The 17,326-nt window shown below is 69.4% G+C and carries 18 protein-coding genes and 1 pseudogene; 3 read left to right on the top strand and 16 right to left on the bottom strand.

Annotated elements, in window-relative coordinates; translation table 11 throughout:
- Window positions 1-8: 8 nt before the first annotated feature.
- Window positions 9-497, bottom strand: a complete 489-nt coding sequence (locus JOF29_RS01980; RefSeq protein WP_209692516.1) for a PH domain-containing protein — start codon at window positions 495-497, stop codon at window positions 9-11.
- A 26-nt stretch (window positions 498-523) separates the two neighbouring features.
- On the opposite strand from JOF29_RS01980, the gene JOF29_RS01975 reads away from it, so the two are divergent.
- The gene (locus JOF29_RS01975) at window positions 524-1,717 is read left to right on the top strand and encodes an NADH-quinone oxidoreductase subunit D (RefSeq protein WP_245357411.1); all 1,194 of its coding nucleotides are present in this window, start codon (window positions 524-526) and stop codon (window positions 1,715-1,717) included.
- A 1,024-nt stretch (window positions 1,718-2,741) separates the two neighbouring features.
- On the opposite strand, the gene JOF29_RS01970 is transcribed toward JOF29_RS01975, so the two are convergent.
- The 14 genes and pseudogenes from JOF29_RS01970 to dacB form a co-directional block, all read right to left on the bottom strand.
- A complete protein-coding gene (locus tag JOF29_RS01970; protein WP_209692515.1) occupies window positions 2,742-3,521 on the bottom strand; it encodes an inositol monophosphatase family protein in 780 nt (259 codons plus the stop codon).
- Window positions 3,522-3,554: 33 nt separating this feature from the next.
- Window positions 3,555-3,911 (bottom strand): hypothetical protein, encoded by a 357-nt coding sequence (locus JOF29_RS01965; RefSeq protein WP_307863105.1) that lies wholly within the window; start codon window positions 3,909-3,911, stop codon window positions 3,555-3,557.
- Window positions 3,912-4,006: 95 nt separating this feature from the next.
- Window positions 4,007-4,516 carry a DUF3180 domain-containing protein gene (locus JOF29_RS01960; protein WP_307863104.1) on the bottom strand — a complete coding sequence of 170 codons (510 nt, stop codon included), beginning with the start codon at window positions 4,514-4,516 and terminating at the stop codon, window positions 4,007-4,009.
- 2 nt (window positions 4,517-4,518) lie between these two features.
- Window positions 4,519-5,076: a 2-amino-4-hydroxy-6-hydroxymethyldihydropteridine diphosphokinase gene (gene folK / locus JOF29_RS01955; RefSeq protein WP_209692512.1), complete on the bottom strand. Its 558-nt coding sequence runs from the start codon at window positions 5,074-5,076 to the stop codon at window positions 4,519-4,521.
- Window positions 5,073-5,474 (bottom strand): dihydroneopterin aldolase, encoded by a 402-nt coding sequence (gene folB, locus JOF29_RS01950; RefSeq protein ID WP_209692511.1) that lies wholly within the window; start codon window positions 5,472-5,474, stop codon window positions 5,073-5,075. Before folB ends, folK begins: the two co-directional genes overlap by 4 nt.
- Window positions 5,471-5,944 carry a nuclear transport factor 2 family protein gene (locus tag JOF29_RS01945; protein ID WP_245357410.1) on the bottom strand — a complete coding sequence of 158 codons (474 nt, stop codon included), beginning with the start codon at window positions 5,942-5,944 and terminating at the stop codon, window positions 5,471-5,473. Before JOF29_RS01945 ends, folB begins: the two co-directional genes overlap by 4 nt.
- A pseudogene (folP, locus tag JOF29_RS01940) lies at window positions 5,941-6,739 on the bottom strand (dihydropteroate synthase). Before folP ends, JOF29_RS01945 begins: the two are co-directional and overlap by 4 nt.
- Window positions 6,740-6,853: 114 nt before the next feature.
- Entirely contained in the window at window positions 6,854-7,996 is a 1,143-nt protein-coding gene (locus tag JOF29_RS01935) for a S1 family peptidase (protein ID WP_209692510.1), read from the bottom strand.
- A gap of 134 nt (window positions 7,997-8,130) precedes the next feature.
- On the bottom strand, window positions 8,131-8,703 hold the full coding sequence (gene folE / locus JOF29_RS01930) for a GTP cyclohydrolase I FolE (protein WP_209692509.1): 573 nt from the start codon (window positions 8,701-8,703) through the stop codon (window positions 8,131-8,133).
- Window positions 8,704-8,774: 71 nt separating this feature from the next.
- Window positions 8,775-10,835, bottom strand: a complete 2,061-nt coding sequence (ftsH, locus tag JOF29_RS01925; RefSeq protein ID WP_209692508.1) for an ATP-dependent zinc metalloprotease FtsH — start codon at window positions 10,833-10,835, stop codon at window positions 8,775-8,777.
- Between the two features lie 174 nt (window positions 10,836-11,009).
- Entirely contained in the window at window positions 11,010-11,564 is a 555-nt protein-coding gene (gene hpt / locus JOF29_RS01920) for a hypoxanthine phosphoribosyltransferase (protein ID WP_307863103.1), read from the bottom strand.
- A gap of 5 nt (window positions 11,565-11,569) precedes the next feature.
- Entirely contained in the window at window positions 11,570-12,610 is a 1,041-nt protein-coding gene (tilS, locus tag JOF29_RS01915; RefSeq protein ID WP_209692507.1) for a tRNA lysidine(34) synthetase TilS, read from the bottom strand.
- Window positions 12,582-13,673: an Rv3626c family coenzyme F420 biosynthesis-associated protein gene (locus JOF29_RS01910; protein ID WP_245357409.1), complete on the bottom strand. Its 1,092-nt coding sequence runs from the start codon at window positions 13,671-13,673 to the stop codon at window positions 12,582-12,584. The genes tilS and JOF29_RS01910 overlap by 29 nt, the downstream gene beginning before the upstream one ends.
- A 40-nt stretch (window positions 13,674-13,713) precedes the next feature.
- On the bottom strand, window positions 13,714-15,063 hold the full coding sequence (gene dacB, locus JOF29_RS01905) for a D-alanyl-D-alanine carboxypeptidase/D-alanyl-D-alanine endopeptidase (RefSeq protein ID WP_209692506.1): 1,350 nt from the start codon (window positions 15,061-15,063) through the stop codon (window positions 13,714-13,716).
- A 50-nt stretch (window positions 15,064-15,113) separates the two neighbouring features.
- On the opposite strand from dacB, the gene JOF29_RS01900 reads away from it, so the two are divergent.
- Window positions 15,114-15,602 (top strand): inorganic diphosphatase, encoded by a 489-nt coding sequence (locus JOF29_RS01900; RefSeq protein WP_209692505.1) that lies wholly within the window; start codon window positions 15,114-15,116, stop codon window positions 15,600-15,602.
- A 25-nt stretch (window positions 15,603-15,627) separates the two neighbouring features.
- Here JOF29_RS01900 and JOF29_RS01895 read toward each other — a convergent pair whose 3' ends face one another.
- Window positions 15,628-16,059, bottom strand: coding sequence for a MarR family winged helix-turn-helix transcriptional regulator (locus JOF29_RS01895; RefSeq protein WP_209692504.1), 432 nt, complete (start codon window positions 16,057-16,059; stop codon window positions 15,628-15,630).
- An 88-nt stretch (window positions 16,060-16,147) separates the two neighbouring features.
- Between JOF29_RS01895 and JOF29_RS01890 the strand changes: the two genes are divergently transcribed.
- Window positions 16,148-17,113 carry a quinone oxidoreductase family protein gene (locus JOF29_RS01890; protein ID WP_209692503.1) on the top strand — a complete coding sequence of 322 codons (966 nt, stop codon included), beginning with the start codon at window positions 16,148-16,150 and terminating at the stop codon, window positions 17,111-17,113.
- Window positions 17,114-17,326: the final 213 nt, after the last annotated feature.

Here is a 17,326-nt window from a genome sequence, read left to right as displayed (position 1 = left end):
TTGCTGGGTCACAGGCCCCACGCCTGCGACTGGCCGAGGGCGGACAACCGGTCACGCAACCGCGCTGCCTCGTCCGGGTGCAGCCCGGGGATCTTCGCGTCGGTGGCCGGTGTCGCCGTGTGCAGCTCGACCGTGGCCATCCCGTACGCCCGCTCCAGCGGCCCAGCGGTGACGTCCACGAACTGCATCCGCCCGTACGGTACGACGACCAGCTCGCGGAACAGGATCCCGTGACTGACCAGCAGCTCGTCCTCGCGCTCGGCGTACTTCCAGGACCGCTGGTTGCGCCCGATCAGGATCCACGCCCAGCCGAGCAGGAGGGCGATCACCAGCACCGCGAGCACGCCGTACAGCCAGCCGACCGTCAGCCCGAGCGCGAGCAGCGCGGCGATCGCGACCAGCCCGGCCATGATCGCTGCGTTCAGCCGGCGCAGCGTGGCCAGCTTCGGCGAGACCGGCGTCCAACTGACATCCGAGGGTGCGAAGAGGTCATCCACGGGTAAAGCCTGTCACGATAGTGGTCATGAGCACGGAAAGAACGGTCGGAGTCGGCGCGGGAGCGGCCGGATTCGACCCGGCGTACGAGCGCGGCGGCGCCGGATCGGACCTGCCGACCACCGACATGGTGCTCAACATCGGCCCGCAGCACCCGGCGACGCACGGCGTCCTGCGGTTGCGGCTGACGCTGGACGGCGAGCGGGTCGTCGGCTGCGAGCCGATCATCGGCTACATGCACCGCGGCGCCGAGAAGCTCTTCGAGGTCCGCGACTACCGGCAGATCATCGTGCTGGCGAACCGGCACGACTGGCTGTCCGCGTTCGCCAACGAGCTCGGCGTGGTGCTCGCCGTCGAGCGGATGATGAACCTCGAGGTCCCGGAGCGGGCCGTCTGGCTGCGCACCCTGCTCGCCGAGCTGAACCGGGTGCTGAACCACCTGATGTTCCTCGGCTCGTACCCGCTCGAGCTGGGCGCGATCACGCCGGTGTTCTACGCGTTCCGCGAGCGCGAGACCATCCAGGCCGTGATGGAGGAGCTGTCCGGCGGCCGGATGCACTACATGTTCAACCGGGTCGGCGGGCTGAAGGAGGACCTCCCGTACGGCTGGCTCGGCCGCGCGAGTGCCGCCTCCGCCGCGGTCCGCAGGCGGCTGCCCGACATCGAGGACCTCATCCTCGGCAACGAGATCTTCCGCGCCCGCACGGTCGGCGTCGGCAGGCTCGCACCCGAACTGATCGCGCAGTACGGCGTCTCGGGCCCGATCGCCCGTGCCTCCGGGGTGGACGCCGACCTGCGCCGCGACGAGCCGTACCTGGCGTACGGCGATCTGCAGGACGTGCTGCGGGTCGTCACCCGGCCGGAGGGAGACTGCTTCGCCCGGTTCGCCGTACTGCTCGAGCAGGTGAAGGTGTCGCTCGACCTGGTCGACGCCTGCCTCGACAAGGTCCGCACGCTGCCGGCCGGCCCCGTCAACGTACGGCTGCCGAAGATCCTCAAGGTCCCCGAGGGGCAGACCTACGCGTGGACCGAGAGCCCGCTCGGCATCAACGGGTACTACCTGGTCTCCCGCGGCGACAAGACCCCGTGGCGGCTGAAGCTCCGCTCGGCCAGCTTCAACAACATCTCCGCGCTGCCCGCGCTGCTCCCGGGCACGATGATCCCCGACATGATCGCGATCCTCGGCAGCATGTTCTTCGTGGTCGGCGACATCGACAAGTAGGCCACACCGATGCCACCACGGCGGGGAAACAATCTTGCAAATAGCGACGACTTCTTTCCCCAGCACTTGATCAAACGCCGTGGGTGGAGGTTGTCCACAGGGGGATCCGCGCGCCGGGCGGAAATCCGTCACCCTGGGTGAATGGACTGGTGGTGGCGTCGGCAACTCGACGACGAAGGTCTCGATGTACTGATCCACGAGCAGCAGCGGATCGTCTCCCGCGCGCAACTGCTGGCGGCCGGCCGGTCCGACTCCGAGATTCGCCGACGGCTCCGGGGCAGACGATGGCAAACGGTTCATCCCGGTGTCTACGCAACCCACACCGGCCCGCTCGGGTACTACGAACAGCTCGTCGCCGCACTGCTGTACGCCGGGCCGGAGGTTGCCTGGAGCCACTACACGGCCGCGGAACAGTTCGGCGTGATCAAGCCCGACGAACGACGTCCCGTCTACGTGTCCGTTCCGTGGCGCCGACGGGTCCGCGGCCGCCCGGGGATCGTCATCACCCGGGACAAGCACTGGGAGGACCGATTGGCCGCCGGCGTCCCACCGCGGAGCCGACCTGCGGAGGCCGTTCTGGAGATCGTCGGCATCGCCGGTTCTCTGGACGATGCCGCGGCGATCGTGGCCGAAGCCTGCCAGAGCAGCCGCGTCCGCCCGGCCGAGATTCTGAGCGCACTCGACGGACGACCGCAGCTTCGGCATCGTGCGGCGCTGAGGTCGAGCTCCTCGTCGAACTGGACGGGCGCCTCCACTTCGCGCCTGAGCAGCGTTGGCGGGACCTCGCGCGCGACAATCGTGCGGCCCTGCGGTCCGAAACCACCTTGCGATTCGGCTGGATCGACATCACCAGCCACCCGTGTCAGGCCGCCCTCCAGGTCCTGCAGGCGAGCCGCCGCACGGATCCGACCGTCCCAGCTCGCCCCTGTAGCTCCACCTGCCCGGTCCGCTGACCGGTTGCGCGGCGGCAGAGGGAGGGGAAAGAAGTCGTCGCGATATGCAACTTTGTTTCCCCGCCGCCGGGTTAGGGCGTGGAGTTCAGGAGTTCTTGCAGCGGTTCTCGGAGGGCGCCGGCGACCGCGAAGACGCCGCGCGACTCCGGCGCGTGGTCGGTACCGTCGAGGTCCAGCACCGTGACGCCCGCCTCGCGGCAGATCGCCACGCCGGCCATCGTGTCCCACGGCTTGTTCGAGAACATGATCAGCGCGTCGAAGTACCCGTTCGCGGTCCAGGTCAGCGCGGTGGCCGCCGTACCGATCATCCGCAACCGCTGCACCCGCGGGAACAGCCGCTGGGTCAGCGCGACCCGATCCGCGTTCACCCGCTCGGCGTCCGGGCCGACCGCATAGTCGCCCACGGCAACCAATGCGTCGGACAGCTCCGTGCATTCGCTGCCCCGGATCGGCGTCCCGTTGCAGGTCGCGCCCAGCCCCTCGGCGGCGACGTACGTCGTGTCCAGCGCCGGGTGGTCGATCACGCCCGCGACCGCCCGGCCCTCGTGGATCAGGCCCAGCGAGATCGCCCACAGCGGTACGCCGTGAATGAAGTTCACCGTCCCGTCCACCGGGTCCAGCACCCAGCGGGTCCCGTCGGTCGCGCCGCCCTCCTCCTCGCCGAGAACGCCGAGGTCCGGCGTCTCGCGTTCGAGGAACGCCCGGACCTCCCGCTCGACCGCGAAGTCGACCTCGGACGCCATGTCCCGGTCGCCCTTGGAGGTCAGCACCCCCGGGGCCATCGACTCGGTGACGGCCCGCCCGCGGGCGACAGCGGCTTCGGCAACCTTCAGCAGTTCGGCGAGATCCACACCGCCGAACCTACAGGGTGGTCAGAGGGCGTCTCAGGATGCGGCGAGGCCCCGGAGCTTGAGGTCGACGACGGTCGGTGCGTCCGCCTGCGAGTGCTTGTCGCCGGCCGCGACGACCGTGGCGACCTCCTCGTCGATCTTGTCCAGGCGCCGGTCGATCTTGTCGAGGCGGCGCTGCATGAGGTCGACGAACTCCGCGTTCTCGACCACGCGCGCGCTGGTGATCCGCGAGTACTCCTGCGCGACCTGCGCGCGCTCGTCGGAATGGGCCAGCCGTTCCACCAGCAACTGGTGACGGAACAGCACCGCGCCGACGACCGCGACCAGCGCGGCGCCTACCGCAGCAGCCCGGAGAATCCAGGCATTCTGCGAGAAGAGCGCGATACTCACACCCAGACAGACAACGATCAACGATGCGTTGGCAACGGTGAGAACTGTGGTCCTGGTTCGACGGCGGCTACCCCTTGACCCCATGGGTCGCCATGTTAGGGGGTCTCGTCGGGGTCCTCGGGAATACGACACGCCCGTTCGAGCAACAATCCGGCCGTGACGACCAGCACTGAGATCACCGCCGCGGCACCGGCCATGATCACTCTGTTACGAGGCCCTGAGAAGCCCATCGCCTGAACGAAGCTTAACGCGAACCCTGCGTAAACACCGGTGCACAACGCGCCGACAAAAGCGCTCGCCTTCCCGATCATCAACAGGAACACGGCCCGCGACGGCTCCATCCGCTCCCGGCGTACCTGGATCCGCTGGTGGGTGTTGCGAGCGGCCACGAACAGCAGTGCGGCCAGGAACAGCCAGGCGACCAGGGTCAGCCAGGACACCGCCGGTCCCACTCCGCCGCCGGCCTGGACCGCTTTCACCAGCGTGACGCCGATCGCGACGCCCAGCACCGCGATCGCGACCAGCAGCCGGCGCGACGTCGGCCGCACCGAGCCCTCGGGCGGTTCCTGTTGAGGCGCCCGGCCGGGCTCGGTACCGCCGGACACCACTACTGCAACTCGATGTCGAGCTTGGTCACACCGTCGGTACCGACCTTCGCGAGCAGTTCCGCCACCGGGCCGTGGCCCGGCAGTACGGCGTCCCGCTCGATGTCGAGCCACGGCGCCAGCACGAACGCCCGCTCGTGCGCCCGCGGATGCGGGATGGTCAGCTCCTCGGTCTCGATCGTCTTCTGCCCGTAGGTGATCAGATCGATGTCCAGGGTCCGCGGCGCGCCCGGCACGCTGCGCTCCCGGCCGAACGCCTCCTCGACCGCGTGCGCGCGCTCCAGCAGCAGGTCGACACCGAGCGTGGTGTCGGCGAGCAGCACGATGTTCAGGTACGGGCCGGATTCGTCCGGGCCGCCGACCGGTTCGGTCTGGTACACCGGCGAGACCTCGACCACGACGACGTCCGGGGTGTCCCGCAGCGCGTCGACCGCGCCCTGCAGGTTCGCCTCCCGGTCGCCGAGGTTGCTGCCGAGTGACAGGATCAGCTGGCGGATCGGCTTCAGCCCTCCGCTCAGGGTGTCCGCGTCGATGACGTGGGGACTAGGGGTCTCAGTCACGAGGATTCTCCGGCTCTGCGCTGCACGGTCAGGACAACGTCGTCGAACGGCACCGTGATCGGCGCCGAGGGTTTGTGGATGGTCACGGCCGTCGCTGTCACCCGTTCGTCGGCGAGACAGAGATCGGCGATGCGCTGGGCGAGGGTCTCGATCAGGTCCACCGGGTCGGTCTCGATCGCCTGGTGCACCTGCTCGGCCAGCACCCCGTAGTTCACGGTGTCGGCCAGGTCGTCGGAGGCCGCGGCGGGCCGGGTGTCCAGCTCCAGCCGGACGTCCACGACGAACTCCTGCCCGTCGGCCCGCTCGTGGTCGAACACTCCGTGGCGCCCGAACCCGCGGATGCCCCGGATCTCGATCAGATCAGGAGGAATCAGAGGAATCACTGTGGGACCGCTCATTCCGCCTCCTCCTGTCGGCCCCCAGACGACAGTACCGGGGAGGCATGGTGGATCCACAACCGCCAGCCGGCGGAAGTTCTGCGGAAAACGTTGGTCGCGAGTGCCTTTCCGCCCGCGAAACCTTCCTCCGGCGCACCCTCGCCGGACGACAGGACGTTCTCCGTACACGTGACGTATGCCACGTCTTCATCCACCCGTACCTGGACGTCGGTGAGGAAGAACTGGATGTACGGCGTGTTCGCGAAGATCATCGCCCAGGCCCGCATCAGCTCGGCGTACCCGGAGATCGCCGCGTTGCCCGGGTGGATGCAGACCGGATCCGGCTCCGGCAGCCAGACGGCCGCCATCAGGTCCAGGTCGCCGGCCTCGAACGCGTTGTAGAAGGCGGTATTGGCGTTCAGGACGACGTCCTCGACGGTGGCACCGCGTGCACCATCGCCACCGGTGCTCTGCCGCGGTCCGTCCGTCATACCGTTCCCCATCTCTCCGCCACCCGGACCGCGTCCACGTTCGGCGCCACCGCATGCGCCCGGACACACCAGGCACCTGCGACGGCGGCCAGGGCGGATACGGCCACGCTCGCGTCGTCTCGTCGTACGGCCGGTCTGGGTTCGCCGGTCTGCTCGTCGGCGAGCAGCCTACCGAGGAACGTCTTCCGGGACGCACCGATCAGCAACGGTCTTTCCAGTACGGCGAATTCCCGCAACCGGCGAAGAATCTCCCAGTTGTGGTCCGCGTTCTTCGCGAATCCGAGCCCGGGGTCGAGGGCGACCCGGTTCAGGTCGATGCCGGCCGAGCTCAGCACCTCGAGGCGCTCGGCGAGCTCGGCGATCACCTCCGCCACCACGTCGCCGTACGCCGCCTTGTTCTGCATGTCGAGCGAATGACCGCGCCAGTGCATGCACAGGTACGGCGCTCCGCGTTCGGCGATCAGCGGGAGCATGTCCGGATCGGCCAGCCCGCCGGACACGTCGTTGATCATCGTGGCGCCGGCGTCCAGCACCAGCTCCGCGACCGGGGGCCCGCATGGTGTCGACCGAGATGATCGCGCCTTCCGCGGCGAGCGCCTCGACGACCGGGATCACCCGGCGGATCTCCTCCTCCTGCGACGGCCGCACGGCCCGCGGGCGGGTCGACTCGCCGCCGACGTCGAGCAGGTCGGCACCCTCGGCCAGCAGCTCGCGGCCGTGCTTGACCGCGGCGGCCGGCTCGAACCACTCGCCGCCGTCCGAGAACGAGTCGGGCGTAACGTTCACGACGCCCATGACGAGGCACCGGTCCAGCACCGGCAACCCGTCGACGTGACCCCACGGCTCAGTTCTCACCCACACACCGTAGTAGCCCGCACCCCCAGGCGTCAGGCTGGGCCCGGAGGCGGCTCAGTTCGCGAGGATCAGGCGGGACCTCGTGGACTGCAGGACCACGGCGATCGGCTGTGAGTACGACTCGTTCGTCTGGCCGTACTTCTCCAGGCACTGGCCGTCGATCAGGGCCGCGCCGCTGGTGATGCCCTGGGCGTAGTTGCCGGTCATGTTGGCGCCGCCGGAGTCGCCCGCCTCGACGCACGCGGTGTGCTGGAACAGGCCGCGGACCACGCGATTGTTCCCGTAGTTGACGGTCACGTTCCGGGCGACGATCCGGCCGCAGGTCCAGCCGGTACTCTTCCCGGACTTGCACAGCGTGGAGCCGATGGTGGCGTCCGCGATCCCCTTGACCGCGACGTTGCCGTTGCCCCAGCCCTCGACGTACCCCTGCTGGTCCCAGCCCTCGATCACGCCGACCGAGCCGAAGTCGCTGCCCGGGAACGTCGAGGTGTAGGTGTCGCCGAGGACGTAGCCGTTCCGGGAGAACGACGGCTTCCCGGACGTGCAGTGCCCGGCGGTCAGGAAGATCCGGGCGCCCTGGCGGGTCTGAGCGTTGAAGCCGAGCGAGCAGACGTACCCGGTGTTCTTGTCGACCTGGACGCCGCCGCGCAGGCTGAAGTCGTCGGCGGTGGTCCGGACGGTCCCGGAGACCCGGCGGACCGTCACCTGGTCGCCGTTGGCCTCCGCGCGGGACAGGAACCGCTCGGTGATCGAGTCGTGCGCGTTCTTCGGCACCGACACGACCACGGTCCCGGAGATCGGGTCGACGTACCACGAGCGCACCTTGCCGGCGCTGGACGTGGAGGCGAGGTGGTTCAGCTCGCCCTGTACGGCGTTCAGCTGGCGGGCCGTGTACTTGACCAGCCGCGGGATCGCGCCGATCTGCCGGACCAGCTCGGCGGTCGACAGGTTCGAGACGGCGACGATCAGCTCGCCGGCCTCGTCGTAGTAGCTGCCCACGACACCCGAGTCCGAGCCGAGCTCCGCCTCGAGGGTTTCCGCGACCAGGGGGTCGATGGTGATGTTCGCGGGCTTCGCGGTCTGGTGCCCGGTCTTGCTCCGCGAGTCCGCGGTGGCCCAGTTCGCCGCCGCCAGCCCGGTTGCCGTCAGAGCGACGACCCCGGCGAGTGCGGCGCCGATCCGGAAACGCCCCGACATCCTGTCCTCCTCACACCGGCACCTGGTCCCCGTTGGCCAAGCACCACTACGGAAAGTAAACGCTCAGCGACAGAATGTCCATAGTCCCGCACTCTCAAACTTCAACGACGCCAGGGGGTCACGAGCTACGGGGTTCACCCGACGATCAGGCTCATGGCCTCGGCGCGGGTGCTCGGGTTGCGGAGCTGGCCGCGGACGGCGGAGGTGATCGTCTTGGCGCCCGGTTTCCGGACGCCGCGCATGGTCATGCACAGGTGCTCACACTCGATCACCACGATCACGCCGCGCGGCTCCAGGATCTCCACCAGGGACTCGGCGATCTGCGTGGTCAGCCGCTCCTGGATCTGCGGGCGTTTCGCGTACACGTCGACCAGCCGGGCGAGCTTCGAGAGCCCGGTGACCCGCCCGTCCTGGCTCGGGATGTACCCGACGTGCGCGACGCCCGTGAACGGCACCAGATGGTGCTCACACAGGCTCCACACCTCGATGTCCTTCACCAGGATCATCTCGTCGTGCTCGAGCGCGAACGTGGTCGTCAGCACGTCCTCGGCGCCCTGGCCGAGCCCGGCGGTGATCTCGGCGTACGAGCGCGCCACCCGGGCAGGCGTGTCCTGCAGCCCCTCGCGGTCCGGGTCCTCGCCGATCGCGAACAACAGCTCGCGGACCGCCCGCTCAGCCCGCGCATGGTCGAACTTCGGTGACGTCACCCTGGAACGCTACCTGCCAGGCACACGAAAACGCCGCCACCCGGTCGGGTGGCGGCGTTCGCAGTGACGCGTTACTGGTGGCTGGGCGGGGTCGGGCCGCTGCCGTAGTCCGGCGGGCGGATCGCCTCGTCCGGGCCGACCGAACCGCCCGGCAGCACGTCGGAGAGCGAGCCCTCGTGGCCGTTCTGCCCGTTCTGCCCGTTCTGCTCCGCGGGGGTCGCGACCGGCATCACCGGCGGCTGGTCGGACGGGATCCGGGTGGACGAGCCGGTCCAGGCCGGCCGCCGCTCCCGCATGATCACCGGCTCGAAGATCCGGGCGATCTGGTGCTTGTCCAGGGTCTCCTTCTCCAGCAGCTCCTCGACCAGGTGGTCCAGGACCGACCGGTTCTCGACCAGGATGTCGAACGCCTCCTGGTGCGCGTTCAGGATCAGCTTGCCGACCTCCTCGTCGACCGCGGCCGCGATCTCCTCGGAGTAGTTCCGCTGGCTGCCGAAGTCCCGGCCCAGGAACGGCTCGCTGCCGTCCGAGCCGAACTTGATCGCGCCCAGCCGCTCGGTCATGCCGTACTGCGTGACCATGGCCCGGGCCAGCGCGGACGCCTTCTCGATGTCGTTGCTGGCGCCGGTGGTCGGGTCGTGGAAGACCATCTCCTCGGCCGCCCGGCCGCCGAGCATGTAGGCCAGCTTGTCCAGCATCTCCGACCGGGTGGTGGAGTACTTGTCCTCGTCCGGCATCACCATCGTGTAGCCGAGCGCGCGGCCACGCGGCAGGATCGTCACCTTCTGCACCGGGTCGGAGTGCGGCAGCGCCGAGGCGACCAGGGCGTGACCGCCCTCGTGGTACGCGGTGAGCACCTTCTCCTTGTCCGACATCAGCCGGGTCCGGCGCTGCGGGCCGGCGATCACCCGGTCGATGGCCTCGTCCAGCGCGCGGTTGTCGATCAGCTGTGCGTTCGACCGGGCGGTCAGCAAGGCCGCCTCGTTCAGCACGTTGGCCAGGTCGGCACCGGTCATGCCCGGCGTCCGGCGGGCGACCGCGATGAGGTCGACGTCCTGCGCCATCGGCTTGCCCCGGGCGTGCACCTTGAGGATCTGCGTCCGGCCCGGCAGGTCCGGCGCGTCGACGGCGATCTGCCGGTCGAACCGGCCCGGCCGCAGCAGCGCCGGGTCCAGCACGTCCGGCCGGTTGGTGGCTGCGATCAGGATCACGCCGCCGCGGACGTCGAAGCCGTCCATCTCGACCAGCAACTGGTTCAGGGTCTGCTCGCGCTCGTCGTGACCGCCGCCGAGGCCCGCGCCACGGTGCCGGCCGACGGCGTCGATCTCGTCGATGAACACGATCGCCGGCGCGTTCGCCTTGGCCTGCTCGAACAGGTCCCGGACCCGGGAGGCACCGACACCGACGAACATCTCGACGAAGTCCGAACCGGAGATCGAGTAGAACGGCACGCCGGCCTCACCCGCGACCGCACGGGCCAGCAGGGTCTTACCGGTACCGGGCTGGCCGTAGAGCAGCACGCCCTTCGGGATCTTCGCCCCGACCGCCTGGAACTTGCCCGGCTCCTGCAGGAACTCCTTGATCTCGCCGAGCTCCTCGATCGCCTCGTCGACCCCGGCGACGTCGGAGAACGTGGTCTTCGGAGTGTCCTTGGTGACCAGCTTGGCCTTCGACTTGGCGAAGCTCATCACCCGGGAGCCGCCGCCCTGCATCGAGTTCATCAGGAAGATGAACACCACGGCGATCAGCAGGAACGGGATCAGCGTGGAGAACACCTGGCCGATGAAGCTCGGCTTCGGGTTCTGCACGTCGTACTTCTCGATCTTGCCGTCCTGGTACAGGGACTGGACATCGCTGCCCAGGCTCTGGCCCTGGCCGTCGACGTAGTGCGCCTGGATCTTGCTGCCGTCGGTCTTCTCGACCTGGATCTGTTCGTCCGGGTTGTTCAGCGTCACCGACTTGATCGTCTTGTCGCTCGACGACTTGGCCTGCTGGATCAGCTGGACGACCTGGCCGGTGGACTCGGTCTTGTACCCGGACGAGCCGGTCAGGAGCTGCCCGATCACCAGTACGCCCAGGAAGGCGACGACGATCCAGAACAGCGGTCCGCGGAAGATGCGCTTCACGTCCATGATCGGGGCCGAGGCCCCGTCCCTCCTAGCTCGGCAGGCCCGGGTATGCGGGCTTGTGACGGTAACACCAGTCCAAGTGTCTCGTGTCGCACAAGACAACACACCACGAGGGTCACGAAAGGACGGGTGCGACCCGTTGTACAGGCTGCCGCCAAGTCTGCCCGGTCGAGCGACTCAGGAGTAGACGTGCGGCGCCAGTGTCGCGACGCAGCGCAGGTTCCGGTACTTCTCCGCGTAGTCCAGCCCGTACCCGACGACGAACTCGTCCGGCAGGTCGAACCCGACGTACTTGACCGGGACCGCCATCTTCGCGGCCGCGTCCGGCTTCCGGAACGCGGTACAGATCTCGACCGACGCCGGGCCGCGGGACTGCAGGTTGCTGACCAGCCAGGTGAGCGTCAGGCCGGTGTCGATGATGTCCTCGACGATCAGCACGTGCCGGCCGCTGATGTCGGTGTCCAGGTCCTTCAGGATCCGGACCACACCGGACGACTTGGTCCCGGAGCCGTACGACGAGACCGCCATCCAGTCCATCTCGACGTGCCGGCTGAGTGACCGGGCGAGGTCCGCCATCACCATCACGGCCCCCTTGAGAACACCGACGATGAGGAGGTCCTTGCCCTCGTAGTCCTGCTCGATCCGCCCGGCCAGCTCCCGCAGCTTCGCCAGGATCTGGTCCTCGGTGTAATGGATCGTGCTCAGGTCCTTCTCGATGTCCGAAGCATCCACGCGGCTCAGCCTGTCACATCAGGACCCAATGCGATGAATCCGCCCCGGCGGACGGCGCGGATCCCTTGTGGCAGATCGATCCAGCGTTGGCCGCGCCAGTCGGTGACGAGCGCGTCGACGGCTGCCACGTGCCCAGCGGTGAGGTCCGTGGCCCGGCAGCCGGCTTCCAGCGCAGCCTGACGTAGTACGCGCGTACGGACCGCAGCCGGCTCCTCCAGCAGTACGCCGACGTCACAGCGAACCTGGCCCTCGCGACGGCTCAGTGCGGTCTCGGCGGCGTCCGCGGCGAGCTGGTCGAGCGCATCCGCGTCCGCCCGCAACAGCCCCGCCGTACGGGCCAGCGCCTCGACCACTCCGGGCCCCAGCGCCTCCTCCAGCACCGGCAGCACCTCGTGCCGCACCCGGACTCGCGTGTACTGCGGGTCGTCGTTGTGCGGGTCGTGCCATGGCCGCAACCCCGACGCGATGCAGGCAGCTGCCGTAGTGGCCCGCGGCACCTCCAAGAACGGCCGCCTCAACAACCCGACGGCCGGAGCCATCCCAGCCAACGACCGGGCCCCGGACCCACGCCCCAACCCGAGCAGAACGGTCTCCGCCTGATCGTCCCGCGTGTGGGCCAGCAGAACGACATCAGCTGCCAGCTCGTCCGCCACTTCACGGAGGGCGTCGTACCGAGCCGCCCGAGCAGCCGCCTCCGGCCCGCCGTCTTGACCGACCTCTACCGCCTGCACCCGCACTGGCTCCAGCCCCAGCGCTCGGCACTGCTCGGCAGCCGTCTCCGCCACCTGCGCCGAGTCAGCCTGCAGCCCGTGATCCACCACGACCGCCCCGGCCCGCAGCCCGAGCTTGGGTGCCTCGAACGCGGTAGCAGCCGCCAGCGCCAGCGAGTCCGTCCCGCCGGAGCAGGCGACCAGCACCGTCGTACCGTGCGGCAGCTCGCTCAGCGTCGCCCGCACGGCCTCCCTGGTCCGGGCAACGGCCGGGTGGAGCTTCCCGCGGCGTTGCTCGATCAGGCCCTCAGCCGTGGAGTCGGGTGACCCAGGCATCGGGGTTCGCGATCTCGTTCTTGGTCGGGAGCGTGTTCGGACCGGTCCAGACCCGGTTGAAGCCCTCCATGCCGACCCGGTCGACGACCCGGCGTACGAACGCCGCACCGTCCTTGTACTGCCGCAGCTTCGCGTCCAGACCGAGCAGCCGCTTCAGCAACTGGTCCACCGGGTTCCCACTGGCCCGGCGCGACGAGAACTTGGCCCGGATCTTGTCAACGGTCGGGATCACCGACGGCCCGACCCCGTCCATCACGAAGTCCGCGTGGCCTTCCAGCAACGACATGACCGCGGTCAGCCGGTCCAGCACCGCACGCTGCTCCGGCGACTGCATGAGGTCCACCAGGCTCAGGTCGGCCTCACCACGCACCGACCGGCCCAGCCGCTGCACGGCCTCCCGGAACATCGCCGCGTACGCCGAAGCGTCCAGCTCGGCCTGGTCCAGGAACAGCGCGATCTCCGACCGCAGGTGGTCCCGCAGCCACGGTACGGCGGTGAACTGCACCCGGTGCGTCTCCTCGTGCAGACACACCCACAACCGGAAGTCCCGCGGTACGACGTCCAGCTCGGACTCCACCTGTACGACGTTGGGCGCCACCAGCAGCAGCCGCCCCGTCACACCGGGCCGGTCCGGGTCCGGGTGCGCCGGGTAGAACGGGTCGAACTGGCCGAGCACCCGTGACGACAAGAACGCCAGCAGCGCGCCGGCCTCGATCCCGGTCACCCGAGAGCCAACCGCTGATGCCAGGGCCGCCCGGTCCGCCTTCTCCCGCAGCTTGTCGGCCAGCGGCTGCAGCACGGTGCGGAAGCCGTCCGCGTTCGCCTGCACCCAGCCCGGCCGGTCGACGATCACCACGGGCGCGGTGGCCGACGTGGTCTGCAGCCCGGTGAACTCACGGACATACCCCTCGGACTCGGCTGCGAACTGCCGCAGGTCGGCGACCACCTGGTCCGCCTCCGCGCGGCTGACCGCCGGGCCGGGACGCAGCAGCTTCCGCGCCACGCCGGTCGCCAGCTGCCAGTCGACCATCTCGGTCGTGGTCCCGCCTTCCGCCGTACTCATATAACGACCCTAGTGGTATGTCCCAACATGTGCCTGCTGATCAGCAGCCGCAGTTGGCGAGCGCCGACGTGGCGCGGTCGAGAGCCGCCCGGGCGTCCAGCGTTTTCGGCACCGGGACGCTGTCGCTGGCGATAGCGAACACCAGGAGCGTGCCTGTGCGGTCACGGGCGTACCCGGCGAGGCTGTGGACGCTGGTGAGCGTCCCGGTCTTCGCATGGACCAGCCCGGTCCCAAAGCTGGTACCCGCAGTCGTGAACCGCTCGCGGAGACTCCCGTCGAACCCGGCGATCGGGAGCCCGGTCAGCAGATGCCGTAGCTCCGGGTGGTCCGTCGACGCGGCCACACGCACCGCACCGGCCAGCAGATCCAGCGGGACCTTGTTGGCCCGCGTCAGGCCGCTGCCGTCGTAGATGGTCGCCTTGGACACGTCCAGACCCAGCTTGGTGAGTGTGGCGCGCACACCCTTCACACCGCCGATGTACGAGCCGCCGTTGCCGGTAGCGATCCCTACGTGCCGCAGCAGCGTCTCGGCACCGTCGTTGTCGCTGTGCAGGTTGATGTACTCCACGATCTGCCCCAGCGTGGGCGACTCCACCTGAGCCAGCAGAGGCGCACTGGAGGGCGCCGCGACCGGCTTGGCCGCAGCAGCCACCTTGATGCCGTACTGCTGCAGGAGCTTCTGGAACGACGCGGCCGCGGCCAGCGACGGCGAGGCCGAGCGCTTCGCCATTCGGGGAGCAATGCGACCCTCGTCGACCCACAGCGCCGACGTGGGCGCCGCAATGCCCTCGGGGACGTAGTTGGCCTCCCAATGCGTGTTCACGGCAGGGCCTGTGAACAGCGTCGCGTCGTACCCGAGAGTGACGGCCGCGACCCCCTGCGCCTTCAGCGCCTTCGCCGTACTCGCAGCCAGCGTCTGGAGAGTCGCTCGGGCCGGGTAGTCGGTCGCGGGCTTCACCGTGAGCAGCGGGTCGCCGCCGCCGACCAGCGCGATCGACCCCTTGCCGAGGCTCACCACGTTCGTGGCGAACGTGTGGTCCGGGCCGAGCGTGGCCAGCGCCGACACCGTGGTCAGCAGCTTGAGCGTGGAGGCCGGCGTGTACGACGTACCGGTGCCGACCGAGAACACCGGCTTCCCGCGCGAGGCGTCGTACACGTAGACGCCGTGGTGCGGGCCGAGCGACGGGTCCTTGAGGATCGCGGCGAGCGCGGCCCCGACACCCGCTGCGGTCGGAGCGGGACCGTCCGTGGTGACCGGCGCCAGGACCGCCGGCGCCTGCTGGGTCAGCTGCGCCGATTCGGGTACGGCGCCCGCGCTGCTCGTACACAGGCCGGCGCACAGCACCGTACTGAGAAGCGTGACGAATGCCGCACGGGCAGGTCGGGCCACCGGGCTGCTCCTGTCATTCGGTCGGTCGGAACCGTGACAGTATCTGCCGTATGGAGTTCGACGTCTTCATCGAGATCCCCAAGGGCACCCGCAACAAGTACGAGCTGGACCACAAGACGAACCGGCTGCGCCTCGACCGCACGCTGTTCACCGCGACGCAGTATCCCTCCGACTACGGCTTCATCGAGGACACCCTCGGTCAGGACGGCGACCCGCTGGACGCGCTCGTGCTGCTGCCGGAGCCGACGTTCCCGGGCTGCCTGATCCGCGCCCGGGCGATCGGCATGTTCCGGATGACCGACGAGAAGGGCCCGGACGACAAGGTCCTCTGCGTCCCGGCCGGCGACCCGCGCCAGGAGCACCTGCGCGACATCCACCACGTGCCGGAGTTCGACCGGCTGGAGATCCAGCACTTCTTCGAGGTCTACAAGGACCTCGAGCCCGGCAAGTCCGTCGAGGGCGCCACCTGGGTCGGCCGCGCGGCTGCCGAGGAAGAGATCACCGCGTCGTTCGAGCGTCTGAAGACCGAAGGCCACTAGTCCTGGCTGGATCACCAGACAGGACCTAATCTCCTGAGACGCGGCGGAGCAGGGCCAGCAGGGTCTTGCGCTCAGTCGCGGTCAGCGGCGCCAGCAGGTCCGCCTCCGCGCCGAGGATCAGCCGATCCATGTCCGTCAGGTGCTGCTCCCCGGCCGGCGTGATCGCGACGATCTTCCGGCGCCGGTCCGCGGCGTCGACCCGGCGGGCCAGCATCTTCAGCTCCTCCAGCTCGTCGAGCAGCGTGACCAGGTCGCTGCGATCCATCCCGATCCGGTCCGCGAGCGTCGCCTGGACCGCCTCGCCGTCGTCCGCCAGGCTCGCCAGTACGTGGTAGTGCAGCGTCCGGACGCCGCCTTCGGTCATGTGCTGCCGGACCAGCCGCTGGGCATGCTGGCTCGCCCGCCCGAGCGCGAACAGCACCTGGTCGGACAGCCGATGGTTCGGCGACTTCTTCACCTCGCCAACTCTATTGGCAACGCAGCTTCCTGAGGTTATCGTGGGATTCTCCCATTATTTACATCACCCACTATATGGAGAACCCACGATGCGTGCAGTGCGCTACCACCGCCACGGCGGTCCCGACGTCCTCCAGCTCGACGAGGTCGCCGTCCCCGAGCCCGGCCCCGGCCAGGTCCTGATCCAGGCCGAGGCGATCGGTGCGAACGCGATCGACACCGTCCTCCGCCGCGGCGGCACGCCGTGGGACCGGCCGCTCCCCGGCACGCTGACCGGCGAGGTGATCGGCCGGATCACCGCCGTCGGGCCGGACGTCCCACCCGGCATCGCGATCGGCCAGCGGGTCGGCTCGCTCGCCGAGGACGCGTTCGCGGACCAGGTACTCGCGGACGCCGCGTTCCTGGCCGCGATCCCGGACGGCGCCGACGCCGCCGAGGCGACCATGATGCCGATGACCGGGCCGCTCGCGTTCCGGCTGCTCGAGACCGCGCACCTGCCGGCCGGGGGCACGGTGCTGATCCACTCCGCGGCCGGCACCATCGGCCACCTCGCCGTCCAGCTCGCCCACTCGTACGACCCGAAGACGATCATCGGTACGGCGTCCTCCCCGCACCGCCTGGACTTCATCCGCTCACTCGGCGCGGAGGCCGTCGACCTGACCGATCCGGACTGGCCGGCCAAGGTCGGCGAGCTCGCACCCGACGGCATCCACGCAGTACTCGACGCGGTCGGCGGGAAGGTCTTCGAGCAGGGCCTCGAACTGCTCCGGCCGCTCGGCACGATGCTGACGTACGGCGCCATCACCACCGAGCTGCCGACCGTACCCGCGGGCGCCCTGTTCGGCTTCAAGTCGGTCACCGGCGTATCGATCATGGGCTGGCGCGGCGCCCGCCCGGACGCGGCCCGCGCCGACATCGCAGAAATCACCCGCCGCTGGCAGTCCGGCGAACTCCGCCCCGTCGTCGCCGCCACCCACCCCCTCGCCGACGTCGCGAAAATCCACGAAACCCTCGACGCCCGCAGCGCTCTCGGACGCCTGGTGGCGATCCCCTGACAACAGGTCGAACGTGAGGCCGGCACCGCCACCGACCAGCTCCGGATGCTCGGCATCGGCGAGATCGACCTCGGCCCGGTCCGTACGCCGCCCGAGGTTGCCCGCGGCAATCACCTCCGAGTACCTGGCGCACCGACTCGAACAACCCGGTGCTGCAGGCAATGACCGTCAGCCCCGAGAAGCTGGCCCGCAGCAGCCACCGGCTGATCCAAC

Origin of the sequence: Kribbella aluminosa (assembly GCF_017876295.1) — a bacterium.
GTDB lineage: Bacteria > Actinomycetota > Actinomycetes > Propionibacteriales > Kribbellaceae > Kribbella > Kribbella aluminosa.
Note: the sequence above shows the minus strand (reverse complement) of the source record. Positions and strands in the feature narration are given on the sequence as shown.